The 17,024-nt window shown below is 37.8% G+C and carries 12 protein-coding genes; 6 read left to right on the forward strand and 6 right to left on the reverse strand.

From position 1 onward, the window contains the following. Nucleotides 1-4: 4 nt before the first annotated feature. From GJ691_RS00480 to GJ691_RS00505, 6 genes are all read right to left on the reverse strand, one after another. Complete coding sequence (locus GJ691_RS00480) at nucleotides 5-958, reverse strand: PKD domain-containing protein (RefSeq protein WP_179954984.1); 954 nt, start codon at nucleotides 956-958, stop codon at nucleotides 5-7. A 29-nt stretch (nucleotides 959-987) separates the two neighbouring features. Continuing rightward, nucleotides 988-2,409 (reverse strand): RagB/SusD family nutrient uptake outer membrane protein, encoded by a 1,422-nt coding sequence (locus GJ691_RS00485; RefSeq protein ID WP_154362663.1) that lies wholly within the window; start codon nucleotides 2,407-2,409, stop codon nucleotides 988-990. A gap of 29 nt (nucleotides 2,410-2,438) precedes the next feature. After that, entirely contained in the window at nucleotides 2,439-5,558 is a 3,120-nt protein-coding gene (locus tag GJ691_RS00490; protein ID WP_154362665.1) for a SusC/RagA family TonB-linked outer membrane protein, read from the reverse strand. A 515-nt stretch (nucleotides 5,559-6,073) separates the two neighbouring features. Beyond that, the gene (locus GJ691_RS00495) at nucleotides 6,074-6,451 is read right to left on the reverse strand and encodes a cupin domain-containing protein (protein WP_154362667.1); all 378 of its coding nucleotides are present in this window, start codon (nucleotides 6,449-6,451) and stop codon (nucleotides 6,074-6,076) included. Between the two features lie 23 nt (nucleotides 6,452-6,474). After that, nucleotides 6,475-8,715: an alginate lyase family protein gene (locus tag GJ691_RS00500; RefSeq protein WP_154362669.1), complete on the reverse strand. Its 2,241-nt coding sequence runs from the start codon at nucleotides 8,713-8,715 to the stop codon at nucleotides 6,475-6,477. Nucleotides 8,716-8,820: 105 nt separating this feature from the next. Then, nucleotides 8,821-11,142, reverse strand: a complete 2,322-nt coding sequence (locus GJ691_RS00505; protein ID WP_154362671.1) for a chondroitinase-B domain-containing protein — start codon at nucleotides 11,140-11,142, stop codon at nucleotides 8,821-8,823. A gap of 287 nt (nucleotides 11,143-11,429) precedes the next feature. Between GJ691_RS00505 and GJ691_RS00510 the strand changes: the two genes are divergently transcribed. The 6 genes from GJ691_RS00510 to GJ691_RS00535 all read left to right on the forward strand — a co-directional run bounded on the left by GJ691_RS00510 (nucleotide 11,430) and on the right by GJ691_RS00535 (nucleotide 17,024). Beyond that, entirely contained in the window at nucleotides 11,430-12,395 is a 966-nt protein-coding gene (locus GJ691_RS00510; protein ID WP_154362673.1) for a sugar phosphate isomerase/epimerase family protein, read from the forward strand. Nucleotides 12,396-12,413: 18 nt separating this feature from the next. After that, nucleotides 12,414-13,139: a ribonuclease activity regulator RraA gene (locus GJ691_RS00515; RefSeq protein ID WP_154362675.1), complete on the forward strand. Its 726-nt coding sequence runs from the start codon at nucleotides 12,414-12,416 to the stop codon at nucleotides 13,137-13,139. Between the two features lie 205 nt (nucleotides 13,140-13,344). Then, nucleotides 13,345-13,773 (forward strand): SoxR reducing system RseC family protein, encoded by a 429-nt coding sequence (locus GJ691_RS00520; RefSeq protein WP_179954985.1) that lies wholly within the window; start codon nucleotides 13,345-13,347, stop codon nucleotides 13,771-13,773. Nucleotides 13,774-13,779: 6 nt separating this feature from the next. Beyond that, nucleotides 13,780-14,685 (forward strand): Fe-S cluster domain-containing protein, encoded by a 906-nt coding sequence (locus GJ691_RS00525; protein WP_154362679.1) that lies wholly within the window; start codon nucleotides 13,780-13,782, stop codon nucleotides 14,683-14,685. Then, on the forward strand, nucleotides 14,678-16,006 hold the full coding sequence (gene rsxC, locus GJ691_RS00530) for an electron transport complex subunit RsxC (protein WP_154362681.1): 1,329 nt from the start codon (nucleotides 14,678-14,680) through the stop codon (nucleotides 16,004-16,006). The genes GJ691_RS00525 and rsxC overlap by 8 nt, the downstream gene beginning before the upstream one ends. Before the next feature lie 7 nt (nucleotides 16,007-16,013). After that, nucleotides 16,014-17,024 carry an RnfABCDGE type electron transport complex subunit D gene (locus GJ691_RS00535; protein ID WP_154362683.1) on the forward strand — a complete coding sequence of 337 codons (1,011 nt, stop codon included), beginning with the start codon at nucleotides 16,014-16,016 and terminating at the stop codon, nucleotides 17,022-17,024.

Genomic DNA, 17,024 nt, shown 5'->3' on the forward strand with positions numbered 1-17,024 from the left:
TTACTTATTCTGAAGGATACACTTTTACATTATCAACGTATAATTCATCATTCGTTATGGCATAAATCCATATGGACACTTGTCCTGTAGCATTAGAGGTAAATTGACCGGTCATTATTTTAAAATCCCCTTTTCCATTAGCAACATCACCAACAACCTGAACAAGTGCACCGGCTTCAGAACTTGCTACTGCATCAACCCCATCACTGAATTGACCATCAAGTATCTCTACAATTACCCTGTCTCCTCCTTCTATATCGTCCTTATCAGTCTTAATCGCATGGCTATATTCAATAACATAATCCGTATTCGGAGTAACCGTGATAGCTTGGTATGCATATCTTGTTGCCTCACTAACTGAAGGACCTGCAGATGTAGAGCTTGTCCATTTAGCCCCAGGAGTTTTGGTCGAACCTGAATCGGACCCATCATAATTTAACGGATCACCATCACTACTTGCATTGAAAGCACTAGTTGTTCCACCAGTAAACGCGGCAATTTTCCAATCATCCTGACCAGCGGAGAAATCACCATTCAGAATTTCAGGATCAATTGCGGGTGGTTCTTCTGGTTCAACCACTGTAATGGTTTCTGAATATGTACTGGTTACGTTCAACTTATCTGTTGCTGTTAAAGTAATCGTATAAGTACCCTCGGCAGGATATGTGTTCATCCCATCAACATCGGTAGAAATATTACCGTCGCCAAAATCCCAAAAATAATCCGTTGCACTAGATGAAGAATTTGCAAAAGTATATGTCAAATAATCATCCGTTACCGTTGATGAAAAACTAGCACTCGGCGGTGTTTCATCAGTTTTTGAATTTGATTCCGCCAAGTCATATTCCAATGAAGAAATAGTGGGGTCACAAGAAATCACAGAAAGTGAAATTATAGTTGTCAAGACCATCAATACCGAAGTATTGAATGGTCTTTTTATTAGCTTATTATATTTCATAATCATTATTTTAAATTAATTGAATGCTTTTAATATCCTGGATTTTGTGTTAGCACACCTTTGCCCAAGTTAATCTCATTCTGAGGTAATGGCAACAACAAATCAGAAGATGAATACCCATAATTATTTGCAGCCGAGAAAGCTGATAAAACAGATTCTGCCTGTCCAAACCTCACCAAATCAAAAAATCTTTGGTTTTCAAAAGCCAGTTCAACCCTTCTCTCATCCAATAAATCTTGTTTTGTTATGAGACCTACAGTCTCGGTCAAACCTGCACGGTCCCTAACTTTCTGGAAAGAAGCCAAAGCATCAGCATCGTTCGTTTGGTCAGCACCAGCCATAATTGCTTCTACATGCATCAACAAAACATCTGCCAGTCGAAGAACAATCCAATCGTTACCTGCCAACGTAGGATCTGAAGACACAGGATCTATACCAAGGTCTTCATCCCCATTCGGTAAATATTTTACCACTTGGTATTGTCCGGCCTGACTTGGGTCTGGTCTATATGAATATGCTGTTCTGTTACCTCCTAATAAATCCAAAGCAGCTACAGCTTCATCAGTAACATAATTTACCCCACTGGTTCTACCAACCGCATTCAACCATTCTGCTGAAAAATTTTGGCTATCCCCATCTAAATCCGATATATAACCAACGGAGAATATAACCTCTGAATTGGTTTCATTATAAAATACATCCTTGAAATTGTCTTCCAATTCATACCCACTTCCAATTACGTCCTCACATAAAGAACGTGCCTGGGTATAATTTCCCAATGTTAGATAAACTTTTGCCAACAATCCTTGGGCAGCAGCTCTTGATGCCCTTGTTCTATAAGTATTATCCAATGTTTCAACTGCCGTTAATAAATCACTAACTATCAATTCGTAAATAGTAGCCGATGCAACCCTTGTAAATTGCACATCGGTTTCTAAGGGAGAGATAACTCTATCAATCAAAGGAATATCTCCGTACAATCTAACTAAGTTAAAATAGGCATAGGCCCTAACAAACTTAGCCTCTCCTTCATAAGCCGAAGAAATACCAGCATCTTCAATTACATCCAAATTATCCAAAACTACATTGGCCCTATAAATGATATTATAAAAACTGGAATAATAATCCTTCACAATACCATTGGTTGCCTGAACGTTATAACTCTCAAATTGAGCTGATTCCCCCTCACTACTTTTAGTACGTGTATTATCACTTCGCATTTCGGTAAGATAAAACTCATACATAACACTGTGGTTATCATCTGTGTCAGTTGAATTTGTCCCTTGAATACCATCATACATATTTATTACCGCGGTATATACCTCATCAGCATCGCTAAAATAACTATCAGCGGTTGTACCGGAAGAGGGTACTGGCTCTAAATAATCACTTTCACAGGATGAAACAGCTACTCCTAATAAAAGCAATACTATAATCTTTATTTGTTTCATAATATTTGTATTATTTATTATTGTTTTAATTAGAAATCAAGATTTAGACCTATTGAAATGGTTCGATATATTGGCGAACCAGCCCTTTGGTAACCATAGGTCGTAGGACTTGTTCTATCAATTGATTCTGGATTAAAACCGGTATAATCATCAGCAGTTTTATACATAAGGTTCTGTCCGGCAGCGTATATCCTAAGTTTGGATATTCCGTACTTAGAAACAAAATCACTTGGAAAAGTAAACCCGACATTAACATTACGAAGTGCGATATATGAAGCATCTTGAATGATGTCATCGGTAAATATTTTCTCTTTTATGAATTCCTGATCCGGAGTTATATCTGGATCAAAATCTTGGGAGCTATTGAAATGGTTGAAGATGTATTGATCTCCCATATTTCTAACTTCCGCTCCGTGTGATCCTTGGAACATAAAGCTTAAATCGAAATCCCCGATTTTAAAATCATTCGTAAAACTCCAAACCAACTCTGGGTAAGGATCACCTAATGCCGCCTTATCTTCATCATCTATAATACCATCACCATTTAAATCCTTAACGTATACGTCTTGAGCCTCACCACCAATAGGGTGATACGGATCATTGATATATTCCAAGGGAATATCCCTATCAACTACCCAACCATAGAAGGTTGAAATAGGCTGACCTTCCAAATTGATCCATTCAGCAGCCCTTTTACTATCCACATTTGTTATTTGACCATTTGAATCCGCAAAATCGACCAATGTGTTTTTGTTAGTAGTAGCGATCAAGGTTGACGACCATCTGAAATTCTCTTGAGTTATATTTCGAGTACGAAGTTCAAGTTCAAAACCTTCATTCTGGACTTCTCCAAGGTTGACCAATGCACTATCAAAACCAGTTGTTACAGAAACAGGGTTATCCAACAGTAATTGATCACTAGTTCTTTTGTAATAATCAAGGGAACCTGAAATTGCATTTTTAAAGAATCCGAAATCAACACCAGGGTTAAATTCTATCAATCGTTCCCACTGAAGATCTGCATTGGCAATGTTTAAAGCATTGAACCCTCCTGTTAAATTACCATCTACAACCGCAGTTGTCGCCCCCAATAAAGCAAGGGAAGGATAATAATCGACAAGTACATTACCCGTACTTAAATTACTAGTACTACTGCTACTATCAGGATCCACACTACCAGTATTTAACCTATCGTTACCGGTTACACCGTAACTGGCCCTTAATTTAAGACTACTTACAACTTCACTGTTAGCAAGAAAATCTTCATTAGCAACATTCCAACCAATGGAAGCTGCTGGGAAGTTACCATATTTAAAATCCTTACCAAAAATAGAACTACCATCTCGTCTTAAACTCAAAGATGCCAAATACTTATTGTCATAGGCATAATTGAACCTAGAAACATAACCAATGGTATTTTTCTCCCATTCAAAAGCGTCAGCATCCGATATTGTAGTGGCATTTACAATTTGCTTCACATCGTCAGAAGTATATCCCGTACCTGTAATGGTTGAAAAAGACCATTTTCTAGTTTCTGCGGATACACCCAAGATAGCACTGAAATCATGTTTACCGAAAGATTTGTTATATGAGAAGAAATTATCAGAGATAAGATAAATTTCCCTTTGACCAATTTCATTCATTGAGGCCGCGGAAGCACCATTTCTGTTAGATTCAACACCCTGCCACCTAGTTCTCTTGGTATCTTGGTAAGAACCAGAAAGTGTAGTTTTAAAGTTCAAGCCATCAATTATCTCATAGTCTCCATAAACACTACCGAATAACTTGAATTTTTTATCTCTTCTATCACGTTCCAAAACCTTCGCCGCAGGATTGGTATTTGAAGTATTACTGATGTCAGTACCACTTACAACAGGGGTTCCTGTAACCAAATCATAATCATCGAAATGACGTTGCAAGGCATAATCTCCGATTTGAACATCGGCATACACCCCTCCATCTCTGACCCTATTCAGGAATTGAATCGTATTGGCATCATGATAAACAGGTAGCCAATTCGTCTGTCTTAAAATATCATGGGTTGAACCGTCAAAACGTCTTCTATTAGTATAAGAAGGTGAAAAGTTCGCTCCTACAGTAATCTTATCATTTATTTTTGTGTCTACCTTAAGTCGAAGTCCATACTTCTTAAAATCATCTGTTAATAAAACACCTTCATCATGACTATAATTTAAACCAGTACTGAATTTTGTTTTATCATTTCCACCCCTGGCGGTTAAGGAATGACTGGTAATAGTACCTCCATCAAAAATAACATCTTGCCATGAGCGATCAACACCGATCAATTGCTTATATCTGGTTCTATCAGAAAGCGTTCCTGTGGCTGCCAACTCAGCCGCAGCAGTTTCTGCAATTGAAAATGTATACGCGTCACTATGCCTAGCTTCTTTATAACCTGTGAAAGTACTGTAATTGATTCTTGTCTTGCCTTCCAAACCAGATTTAGTAGAAATCATGATAATACCATTAGCTCCTTTTGACCCATAAATGGCTGAAGAAGCGGCATCTTTAAGAATTTCAAAAGATTGTACATCGTTCATATTCAATGAACCCAAGAAATCCGCATCTACAATAACACCATCAACAACAACCAAAGGAGTAGAATCACCGGCCATTGAGCCAACACCCCTTATACTGATAGTAGGAGCAGAACCAGCTTCACCATCAGTCGCTTGGATATTAACACCCGATACCTGACCAACAAGTGCATCATCGACCCTTGCCAATGCTATTTGATCCAAATCATCATTTACAACTTTAGAAATGGAACCCGTAGTATGACTTTTCTTTTGAGTACCATAACCAATAACTACAACCTCCTCTAATTGAGCGGCATCTTCTTTTAAAATAACGTCCAATTTCTTTTGGTCAGAAATAATGACAGTTTCGGTAACATAACCTAAATACGAAAACTGTAATACATCCCCACTACTTACACCAATTTGGTACAACCCATCAAAATCGGTTGCCGTTCCCCTTGTTGTGTTCAATATTACAACGTTTACACCTGGGATGGGAACATTGGCCTCATCGGTTACCGTACCTGAAAGCTCATAGCTATCCTGTGCGAATAATGTAGCATTGAAAAGCAACACTACCATTAAGATTAATCTTGATTTTAAATTCATTTGTGATCTTATTAAGTTCATAATTTTTATTAACCAATACTTTAAACAGTATTGATAAATGAGATGATTAAATCTCAAAGCCCTTACTTTACTTTAGCATGACGCTACTGAAAAATCCATGAATTTTGGTTAATTTTGCAGAAATCATGTTTTGTGAAGCATTACATGTTCTAACGATTTACTTCTATCTGAAAAGAAGTGACCATTTAGAAAGGGATAGGCTGGCACCTATCCTTTTTTTGTTTTATCTATCCAGTTTCATTGAAAATTGATTTTGTGTGAGTTAGTAATAATTTTATCTAGTTTTTTGGTTATCCAAACTGGTTGACCAATTTGGATAACCAAATATATGTTATTAATGTGTTAAAAAAAAATCCGAACCCAAATTAAATGTTAAAATTTAATTTGGATTGGATTTTAGCCCTTTCTATTTTACGAAATACGTAAAACAATCCAGTAAAATAAGTTATTCCATAAAATCTACTCGAATCAGAATAGCAGGTTTTTATTATATGTTAAGACTCTTTATCACCAAAATAAGATACCGCACCACCACTCAAGAAATCTTCCCTTACAGGGCTAAAGGTGTCAATCAGCATTCCTTCTTCCAAACAAACCGCACTATGTAATAAATTTGGCTCTATATAAACCCCATCGCCTGCTTCCACAATTTTCTTCTCCCCATCAATTTCAAACTCAAATTTACCCGAAACACAGTAGGTAGCTTGTGTGTGAAAATGTTGGTGCGGCGCTCCTAATGCCCCTTTTTCAAATTTTACTTTTACCATCATGATCTGGTTATCGTAACCTAAGAACTTTCTTGACACTCCTCCTCCAAGTTCTTCCCATTCCAATTCTTTAGAAATGACGTATTTCTCACTAAATCGCTTCATTTTTTTATTTTTTTATGATTAATTTAATTGTAATAATAAGAACCCACCCAAGTGTAATTCTTTTCATTTATTTTCAATGTATGTTTCGCTTCTTTAGAAGCGTTCGTATTTGCAATAATAAATAGTTTAGTATTTCCTTTTATAGTAGTAATTGAAATAGCTGTATAGTCCACTGTATCCAACACCACTTTCAACGCTGCAATATTACTATTGGAGTTCACAGCAGATTCCGATACAGGGCTATAACTACCATGTGCTTCAACCACCGAAACAAAAAGACTGTTTTGAACTTCTTTTCTCCGAATTAGAAAACCTGCTTCTCTTCTAAGGTTAAATTCAGGGTCATTCGCCCCTATTCTAACAAAGCTTAGTTCATCATTTTTCAATGTCGCCGACGTTAAGGTGTAGAAACTCCCTTTATCCAACCAGCTTAATTTGGTGTTTTCCCCTATTGGGTGCCCACTGCCTTCCGACCATAAATGTTGATATCCATTATCTTTCCCTAAAGGCTCAAGTATTTGCGGAACCTCGTATTCAAAATTCGTTTTTAATACTTGCCCCATAAAATAAAAGGGTAGGTCATATTGATTTACACTATCTGATTTTACTTTGAATATATCAAGCAAGAATGGCTTTTCAAATCCTTCTTCCTTAATAATGGCCATGGTCCTATGCATTTCCGTTCCGGGATAGGCATTTGTTTCCTTAGCACTTACCAATTGTATCTCGGGTTTAGATGCATCAAAAAGGTACAAATCTGGATGATACTTGCTTCCAATATCAAATTTACCCTGATAGTGGGACTTCCCATTCTGCACCAACGTATTATGGGCAATAGTCTGTTTGGCCCATGTTTTATTTTCCTTTAAATAGTTGCCACCACCTTTTTGTTCAATATTTACAAAACGTGCCAATCCGTAATCCTGCAATACTTCATCCCCCTTTTCATAGAACGAAAAGGACAATTTATCATAATGACCATGACTTGAACCTTGGGCTGAATATTTAAAAACAAGTTCTAAATCTTCACTTCGTAAAATACCGACACCTCCCTGATTTCCATCCGGACCATCGGTTAAGTTGATTGATTTTTTGTCGAACGGCTTGGCTTTTCCATTTTTTATACCAAGTGCAACTGCCAAACCAGAATCATCTAACAAGACTTTGTTTTGTTTTGCCGCAATACTTAACAAGCCTGGATCTTGATTTCCGAAATAATAAGAAATATCAACGGCTGTAACCAAAGCATCATTATAATAAGACATTCCTTTTTGTCCGTCGTTAAGCGGAAAAAAATCCCCATCTGCATCAGATAAATTCAATAGCGCATTGATCGATTTTAAAAGAACACCATCTTTATATTCAAAAATTTTCAATTCAGGTTTTACGTTGTGTAGCCCTTCAGCAAAAATCAAAAATGGATACATGGCATAACGCTGATAATACGGACCTTCATTATAATAGCCATCTGGTGAAAAAGGTTCTTCTATATTGGCTAAAAAACCAGCTTTTCCATCTTTATTCAAAAAACCACCATCATCATCTTTTGCTGTTTTGTCCAAATTCACACCTTTGATACCATATAGGGCCCGATCAATCAACTCTTTATCATTCATTACCAAACCAATCATACCAACAGCTGCATTACCCCACGTACTATGGTTATGGACTCTTTGGTAAAATTGCGGACTGTCCACTGAAATATGATCTGCAAATGGTCTAAAAAGATTCTTTTCTAGTTTCTTTCTTTCGGCTTTACTTAAATAATTATAAATACAATCATAAGCCTGGCTAACATAAACCAACCAATTGGAATCGTTTAGGCATTGCCAAAACAATTTACCCCTGGCGTACGACCTTGTTTTAGGATGCAACGGTAATGTTCTATACATTCCTTCATATTGCATTAGCATGTCTTTTACGTACTTAGCATATTTTTCGTCATCCAAAATTTGGTATAAAACACCTGCTTTTTGCATGACTACCATATTACGCTTGTGTCTTACATGTGTGTAACCACCTGAATAATCCTTTGGGATTGGCGTATCAATGCCAAGAGCTATTTCGGCATCAACCTCTTCTTTCACTTGTTCCAAGGTTGCGTCAAAAATGGGAATACTACCCAATTCGGCCCTGATTTTTTCTACCCCTGCTTTGGTTAAAATCAGATTTGGATGCTCTTGAGCTTGATTAAGAATAGGGCATAGGCTTATTAGTAAGCATGTCACCGATATTAGCACCCTATTTATTCTTTTTATATGCATTCTTTTCATTTACTTTTCATAAGTATTTTACGAACTATTTCTTTTATCCTGCAAACTGTCTCCCGAAAACAAATGAGTTATTCTGACCCTTGTTTTCAATATGGATCAATACATTAACTTCAACTTCAAATTCTCTTCAACTTTAATCTCACCCGAGTTTGAAATTTTATTATCAGATGCTACATTGTTCTTTGCACCCCATAACAAAGCAACCAATTCTACCATGTTATCAGTAAATGTGTTCTTATTGATATTGACATTCACAATCCCCCTATGGTTCAATAAAATCCTATTCTTTTCTTTACTTCCACAATTTGTAAAAGTGCTATTGGTGACCAACAGATTACCTCCGATCGTAGATTCATCATACCCACCCCTATAATAATCGATCACATTTTGGTTTACGTTGGTGAACGAACAGTTATCAATGGTTAAATACTCGACATTATAATCTCCTTTATCATTTGTCTCCTCTGATAATTCTATTCCATTCTCACAATCGGAAATACTTGTGTTCTTAAATGTAATTTCTTCTGCAAATGTCTGCTTGTACGCTTTTAAAACATAGTTAAAGTTGTTAATATCACAACCTGAAACCGTTAATCCGAAGTGATTTGACATATTTTCCTTTAAGTTGGAAAAAGCTTGTTGTTTACCGTTCCCTGTAAGCGACACATTCTTAATATGTAAGATTCCGTAAGGATTCAATTCGAACACAGGAGTATTGTCCGCTCCCGTAAATATGATTTCCGCTTTTTCGTTTTCCTTTGATTGGATCGTTATGGTTTTATTGATTATTATCGATTTTGACACATTATATTGTCCCGGACCCAAAGAGATAATGTCCCCTGCTTTGGCAGCAGCTATTTTTTCTTCTAATTCTCCCTTAGCAGAAGTAACTGCAATAACACTAGGCTCTTGGGCTTCAATACTATTAGAAAACCAATCAGCCCCGTATTTAGTTTTGTCCAAAATGTTAGGATCTTTAAATTCTCCTTGAACCGTTGCCCCGATCGAGTTCTTGTCCTCTCTTGAATTTCCAAACAGATCATTTGTTATTTTATCAAACCCAAAACCTTGATAAATATCAAATTCTCTTGATAATTCAGGTAAATAAATATACTCACCAACTTTCGTCAATTCAAATTCAGTTGCCTTGATTCTTGTAGTATCACCAAAATCAACTCCTTGGTTATTGATAATGTTATTTTTGAATTTTACCCCATCAGCCTTGTCATGCTCAATAATTACATTTTTATCCCCTATTTTATTGTAAATGATATTATTGGCAACCTCTGTTCTAAGTGCCCTTGCAGAACGTATTTCCGATTTGGGAAGCACATCAGCCTGCGCTATATTCGTTCCCACTCCAAATTGCCATGGCGATTTACAATCAACATAGGTGTTATATGCTACTACAACATCAGTAACTTGATTATATCTATTTAATGGCGATTTTGGAATTCCGTTCATAACCGCTAAAGGACTCCTGAAGTTTTCACCGATAATATTATAGAAATAATTATTGATAACCCAATGCCCTGTATTTACAAGTCGTATTCCCCCAAAGTTTTTGTTTACACCATCACCGATGAAATAATTACCATCAATAACAGCGTAATTACCATGACGTGTTACGACAGAACCCTCACTTTTGTAGAATACATTGTTTCTAATCTCATTAAAGTTGGTTTTACTTGAAATAATTTCAACTTCCCCATTACACTCTTCAAATAAATTATTGGCTATGGTCGTATTACTTGGCGACATAGAGGTAAAACTACTACCTAATTGAATAGTTTCGCCTCTGGCACCACCTTTTCTAGGTCTTGGCCCAAAATGGTTATTCACGATTTGATGATAATTCCTTATGCTTTGGTTTCCTTTTAAATCTACCCTGACCGTTGGGCCACCATTGGTTTTACCTGCAAGATAACAATGATCCATTGTATTATGTGTACCATAAAACTGAACCCAAAGATCATCCTTATCACGCTGTAACTGGTTGTAATCCAGAATTACACAATTAGTAACCCTAGAGTGGTTGGCTACTTTTTCTTCACTTGTTCTAAATGCAATTACATTACCGGTCGGTGTATGGCCATTTCTAAAAAACAAGCCTTTAACGACCAAATAATTTCCGGAAATTTCCAAATTGGAAACACCTTCAATAAATACTTTACCTGGAGTTTCTGCCTTTATAGTAATCGGTTTGTCTTTGGCTCCTTCTCCTATAAATTTTAATTGAACATCTTTCCAGACGCCATTGGCCAGTACTATTTCAGTTCCAGGTTCGGCTTCTAGAACAGCTTTATCAAATTCCGCAAGGTTATGGACCAAAACATCGGTCACCGCTCTTTCCGAGCATGAAATTGTCAAGACTAAAATTAGTAAGGGAAAAACCTGTTTGAGGATATTGAAGTTCATTGGAATAGATTAAATTGGTTAACCAGTTTGGTTTACCAAATATATGTATATTTGTGGAGCTAACAAATTTTTAGCCTATAATTCCTAATCCAATAATTTTAAATACGACATTATATTAAAATGGAAACACCCTCTTAAATGAGACTATCAATTACCATTATGAATATTCCATTTCCAAAGCATTTCAAGTAAAACAGGTAACCTTAAAAATAAGGAAGTTCATCACCAAGATAGCATAATTTAGAAGGAAGACGACATACACAAAGTACAACCTAAAACCGGAACTTATGAAACGCACTAGAAGACAATTCCTTAAACAATCAACTCTTGCAGGTTCTGCCATGATACTTCCTTTATCAGGGATTGCCGGCCATTTAATTGAAAAACCTAAAATTAATGAAGCCGGACCAAACATATTCTTGTTTTCGAAACACCTTCAATTTTTGGACTACGATGCCATGTCGGCAGCAACCGCTGAGATGGGTTTTAATGGGGTTGACTTAACAGTAAGGCCAAATGGCCATGTATCCCCGGAAAAAGTGATCGATGATCTGCCAAAAGCTGTAGAGGCGATGAAAAAGAACAATTTACTTCCAGTAATGATGACCACGAATGTTCTTGATGCCCGTAACAAAGAGACCTCATCTGTTTTAAAAACAGCTGGCGCTTTAGGTTTCTCCCACTACCGTACAGGATGGCTTTCATATCCTGAAGATAGATCTATTGATGAAAGCCAAGCCATATACGCCCAACAATTTAAAGAATTGGAGATTATTAATAAAAAATATGGTTTAGTAGGATGTTATCAAAACCATGCCGGCAATCATGTGGGAGCACCAATTTGGGACCTACCTCCTATCCTAGGCCAAACACAAAACGAACACATGGGTTGCCAATACGATATAAGACACGCTATGGTAGAAGGCGGAAACTGTTGGGAACTTGGATTAAGGCGCATACAACCTTATATAAAATCCATCGTAATCAAGGATTTTAAATGGGGTAAAGTGAACGGAAAATGGCAACCCGTAAACACTCCTCTCGGAGAAGGGATGGTTGATTTTGAACACTATTTCACATTACTGAAAAAGTATAACATCAACGTACCGATTTCCCTGCATTTGGAATATGACCTTGGCGGTGCCCAACGTGGAGCATCCAAAATATCGATTCCCCAGAAAGAGGTCTTTAAGCAGATGAAAAAAGATTTAACCTATTTAAAAGAAACGTGGCAAAAAGTAAATCAACAATAAACTTTCTAACATCAAATCATGGCCCGAGCATTAAAATCTACCAAGGAAAAACTAAAAACAGTCAGTACGGCAACTATTGCGACTTGTCTTTTTAAACGAGGATTGAAAAATCAATTCATACAAGATGTCAAACCTTTAAAATTGAACAAACCTACGATGGTCGGTGAGGCATATACATTAAGGTATATTCCTGCCAGGGAAGACCTAAACCCAATAGAAATATTCAGGGATCCCAAACACCTTCAAAGAATAGCGGTTGAAGAATGCCCCATAGGTGCGGTTTTGGTCATCGACAGTAGAAAAGATGCTCGGGCAGCATCGGCTGGTTCAATTTTAGCCACCAGGTTGATGGTTAGAGGTGCAGCCGGCCTCGTTACCGATGGCGGGTTCCGTGATTCTGCTGAAATCGCCGATTTGGATTTACCTTCTTACCATAATCGCCCCTCAGCTCCCACCAACTTAACCTTGCACCAAGCGATAGCTATCAACGAGCCTATAGGTTGTGGGGATGTTGCCGTATTTCCTGGTGATATTTTAGTTGGGGATGACGATGGGGTAATGGTGATTCCAGCCAACATTGCCGATGAAGTTGCGGATGAATGTGTTCACATGACCTTGTATGAAGAATTCGTAATGGAACAAGTAAATAATGGTCATGCGGTCATAGGCCTTTATCCCCTTGTTGACGAAAACATTAAAAAAGAGTTTGAGCTATGGAAGAATATGAAGACTGACAATCATTAATATACTACCATAATAATTTGAATTTTAATAAGGGGCGAAATGATGAATTTCGCCCCTTATTTTTTTAAGAAAAACTCTTTAGAATCATTCTAAAGAACTAAAAACCACCCGTTCATGCAGTAAATCCTGACATATGTCATGTTCTGACCTAACCATTAAACTTAACTTTATAACCTCTAAAAATGAGATAAACAACCATTTGAAAATGGAATCGAACCTATCAAGTAAAGATGTATACACACACTCCGGTGTTGTTTCCAAAAAAAACAATGGTTCACTGGTTGTTTCTTTAGATGAAAACGTTCATTGTGAATCTTGTCGGGCCAAAAGTACTTGTGGCATTTCAGAATCCGGTTCCAAAGAAGTAGAAATAAGCACTCCAAACGAAACTTTCAATATAAACGAGCATGTAAATGTTGTCCTAAGGAAAGGATTGGGTCTAAAAGCTGTTTTCTGGGCTTATATTTTCCCTTTTCTACTCATGGTATTCACTTTAGGGGTTTCATCATTATTCCTAAAAGAATGGATGGCAGGTGTATTATCCCTATTGATTTTGATTCCTTATTACCTAGCACTCTATGCCTTAAGGAACGTCTTTAAAAAAACATTTAAAATTTCTGTCGTAAAAATATAGCCAATAATGAACGAATCTATATTAAATAGTGTCCTTTTACTAGTTTCTTTAGGAGCTGTCACGGCCTTGGTCCTGTATGTAGTCTCAAAAAAATTCTATGTATACGAGGATCCGTTGATTGCAGAGGTGGAAGACCTTTTGCCAGGGGCCAATTGCGCTGGCTGTGGTTCCCCTGGATGCAAATCATTTGCCGAAAAACTGGTAGGAACTGAAGATATATCGGATTTATTTTGCCCTGTAGGAGGAAATGATACCATGAAATTGGTAGCTGAAGCCTTAGGCAAGGAAGTCGCTGAAAAAGACCCAACGGTCGCCGTAGTCCGCTGTCAAGGATCCTGTGAGGTTCGGCCAAAAACAACCGAATACCAAGGACCGAAATCCTGCGCCATATCGGCCATGATCTATAGTGGTGAAACTGATTGCCAATACGGTTGTCTTGGTGATGGGGACTGCGTAACAGCCTGTAAGTTCGATGCCATGTTCATGGATGAAACTACCGGACTCCCCATTGTGATAACCGACAAATGTACATCTTGTGGTATGTGTGTTGAAGCTTGTCCGCGTGACATTATCGAGATGCGACCAAAAAACAAGAGGGACTTAAAAGTTTATGTAGGCTGTTTAAATGAGGAAAAAGGTGGTATTGCCAAAAAAGCCTGTTCCGTGGCCTGTATAGGATGTTCAAAATGCGAGGATGTTTGTCCAAAAGATGCCATTACAATGGTAAACAACTTGGCCTATATAGATCCCGAATATTGTACATTATGTAGAAAATGTGTTCCTGTATGTCCTACGCACTCCATTATTGAAACAAACTTCCCTCCACCAAAAGTAAAAAAGGTAGTGGAGAAAAAGGTAGAAGCTGACCCCTCAGGCGAAGTTAAATCGGTAAACCTTGTAAAAGATGCTTAAAACATTCTCAAAGGGAGGTATTCATCCTCCTGAAAATAAACTGACATCCTCAAAGAACATTAAGCGACTGTCAGCACCCAAAGTCGTGTATGTACCTATAGCCCAACACATTGGTATTCCTGCCGAAATCGTTGTTGACAGAAAAGACAAGGTCGAAATTGGTCAGGTCATTGCTAAATCCGGAGGTTTCGTTTCTTCGAACATACATTCCCCCGTTGCCGGTACCGTGACCAAATTGGATATGGTCATCGATTCCAGTGGATACAAAAAACAATGTATTGTAATACGTACAGATGCAAAGAACGAAGCCAACTTTCAGGAAGTCGATTATCCCCTTAAAAAGGAAATAACCCTTGAACCTGCGGAAATCGTAAAACGAATTTCCGATTTCGGAATCGTTGGTTTGGGCGGTGCTACTTTCCCTTCCCATGTAAAACTCAACGTCAAGGAAGATAAAAAGATGGATTGTCTTATTATCAATGGTGTCGAATGCGAACCTTATTTAACGGCAGATCATAGGTTGATGCTCGAAAAAGGGGAAGAAATAGTCGTAGGCATAAAAATCTTAATGAAGGCCCTTCATGTAAACAAAGCTGTCATTGGGATTGAGGACAATAAACACGATGCGGTTGAATTATTCAAACGATTAACTGCCGACGAAAAAGAAATACAAGTAGCTGCCTTACAGGTTAAATATCCCCAAGGTGGTGAAAAGCAATTGATAAGTGCCATTTTGAATCGTGAGGTTCCAAAAAACGGTCTACCTATGGATGTAGGTGTGGTCGTGAATAATGTTGGGACGGTTTTCGCTATTTACGAGGCCATTCAGCATAACAAACCATTGATCGAAAGGGTCGTAACCGTAACCGGAAAAAAATTGGACAACCCATCTAACTTTTGGGTTAAGATAGGCACTCCGATCAAAGACCTTATCGAGGAAGTAGGTGGTATGCCGGAAGGTACCCGAAAAATAATAAATGGTGGCCCCATGATGGGTAAAGCCATTAAAAATACCGACGTACCTGTTACCAAAGGCACCTCGGGCATCCTTATCGTCAATGAGGATGAAGCTTGTAGGGGCGAAGTCAAAAATTGTATCCGTTGCGGCGAATGCGTCAATGTTTGTCCCATGGGACTTGAACCCCATCTTTTAATGAACCTAACAGAGAAAGGCATGTATGAAAAAGCAGCCCAAGAAGATATAATGACATGTATCGAATGTGGCTCCTGTAGTTATGTATGCCCTTCAAACCGTCCTCTATTGGATTATATCAGGTTTGGAAAAAATATTACTAAAAATTTAGCATCTTCTAAAAATTAAATACATAATGGATAGCCCCCCAATTGTTATTTCGGCCTCCCCACACCTTCATTCTGAAAGAACTTCAAAAAAAATAATGTATGATGTGGTCATAGCATTGGTACCCGCATTTTTGGTATCATTGTATGTATTTGGCTTTAACGCATTGATAACAACCTCAATAGCCATTATTTCATGTTTGTTGTTCGAATATCTGATTCAAAAATATCTCATGAAAACCGAGGTGACCATAACCGATGGCTCGGCTCTGTTAACAGGACTACTTTTGGCCTTTAACGTACCGGCCGGACTGCCCATTTGGATGATCATCGTAGGTAGTTTAGTGGCAATCGGTATCGCAAAACTTTCATTCGGTGGACTTGGTTTCAACGTGTTCAATCCTGCTCTTGTCGGTAGGGTTTTCCTTTTGGTCTGTTTTCCCGTTCAAATGACACTTTGGCCAATGGCCGTGGTGAACAACACTACGATTGCAGATGCCGTTTCCGGTGCTACAACTTTAGGGATCATAAAAGAAGGTTTACAATTTGGAGGAACAATGACCGAGTTAAGTGCCAAGATTCCTTCAAGTATTGATATGCTTTTAGGTATCACAGGAGGTTCCCTAGGGGAAATGTCGGCTATTGCCTTACTACTTGGAGGCCTATATCTTATGATTCGTAAAGTCATCTCATGGCATATTCCAGTAACGGTATTATTGACCATGGGTATTATGACCGGTATTTTCTGGTCAATAGACCCCGAGCATTATGCCAATCCGGTTATACATTTATTATCCGGTGGAGCTATTCTCGGAGCTTTCTTTATGGCCACGGATATGGTTACAAGTCCCATGACCAAAAAAGGGATGGTTATTTTCGCGATAGGCATCGGTTTAATTACCGTTATCATTCGTTTTTACGGAGCTTATCCAGAAGGCATCTCTTTTGCCATATTGATTATGAATGCTTTTGTACCCCTGATCAACAGCTTTTTTAAACCACGCAGGTTCGGTTCTAAGATCAAAGCCAAAATTATGTAG

The sequence above is a fragment of the Maribacter luteus genome (assembly GCF_009674825.1).
Lineage (GTDB): Bacteria > Bacteroidota > Bacteroidia > Flavobacteriales > Flavobacteriaceae > Maribacter_A > Maribacter_A luteus.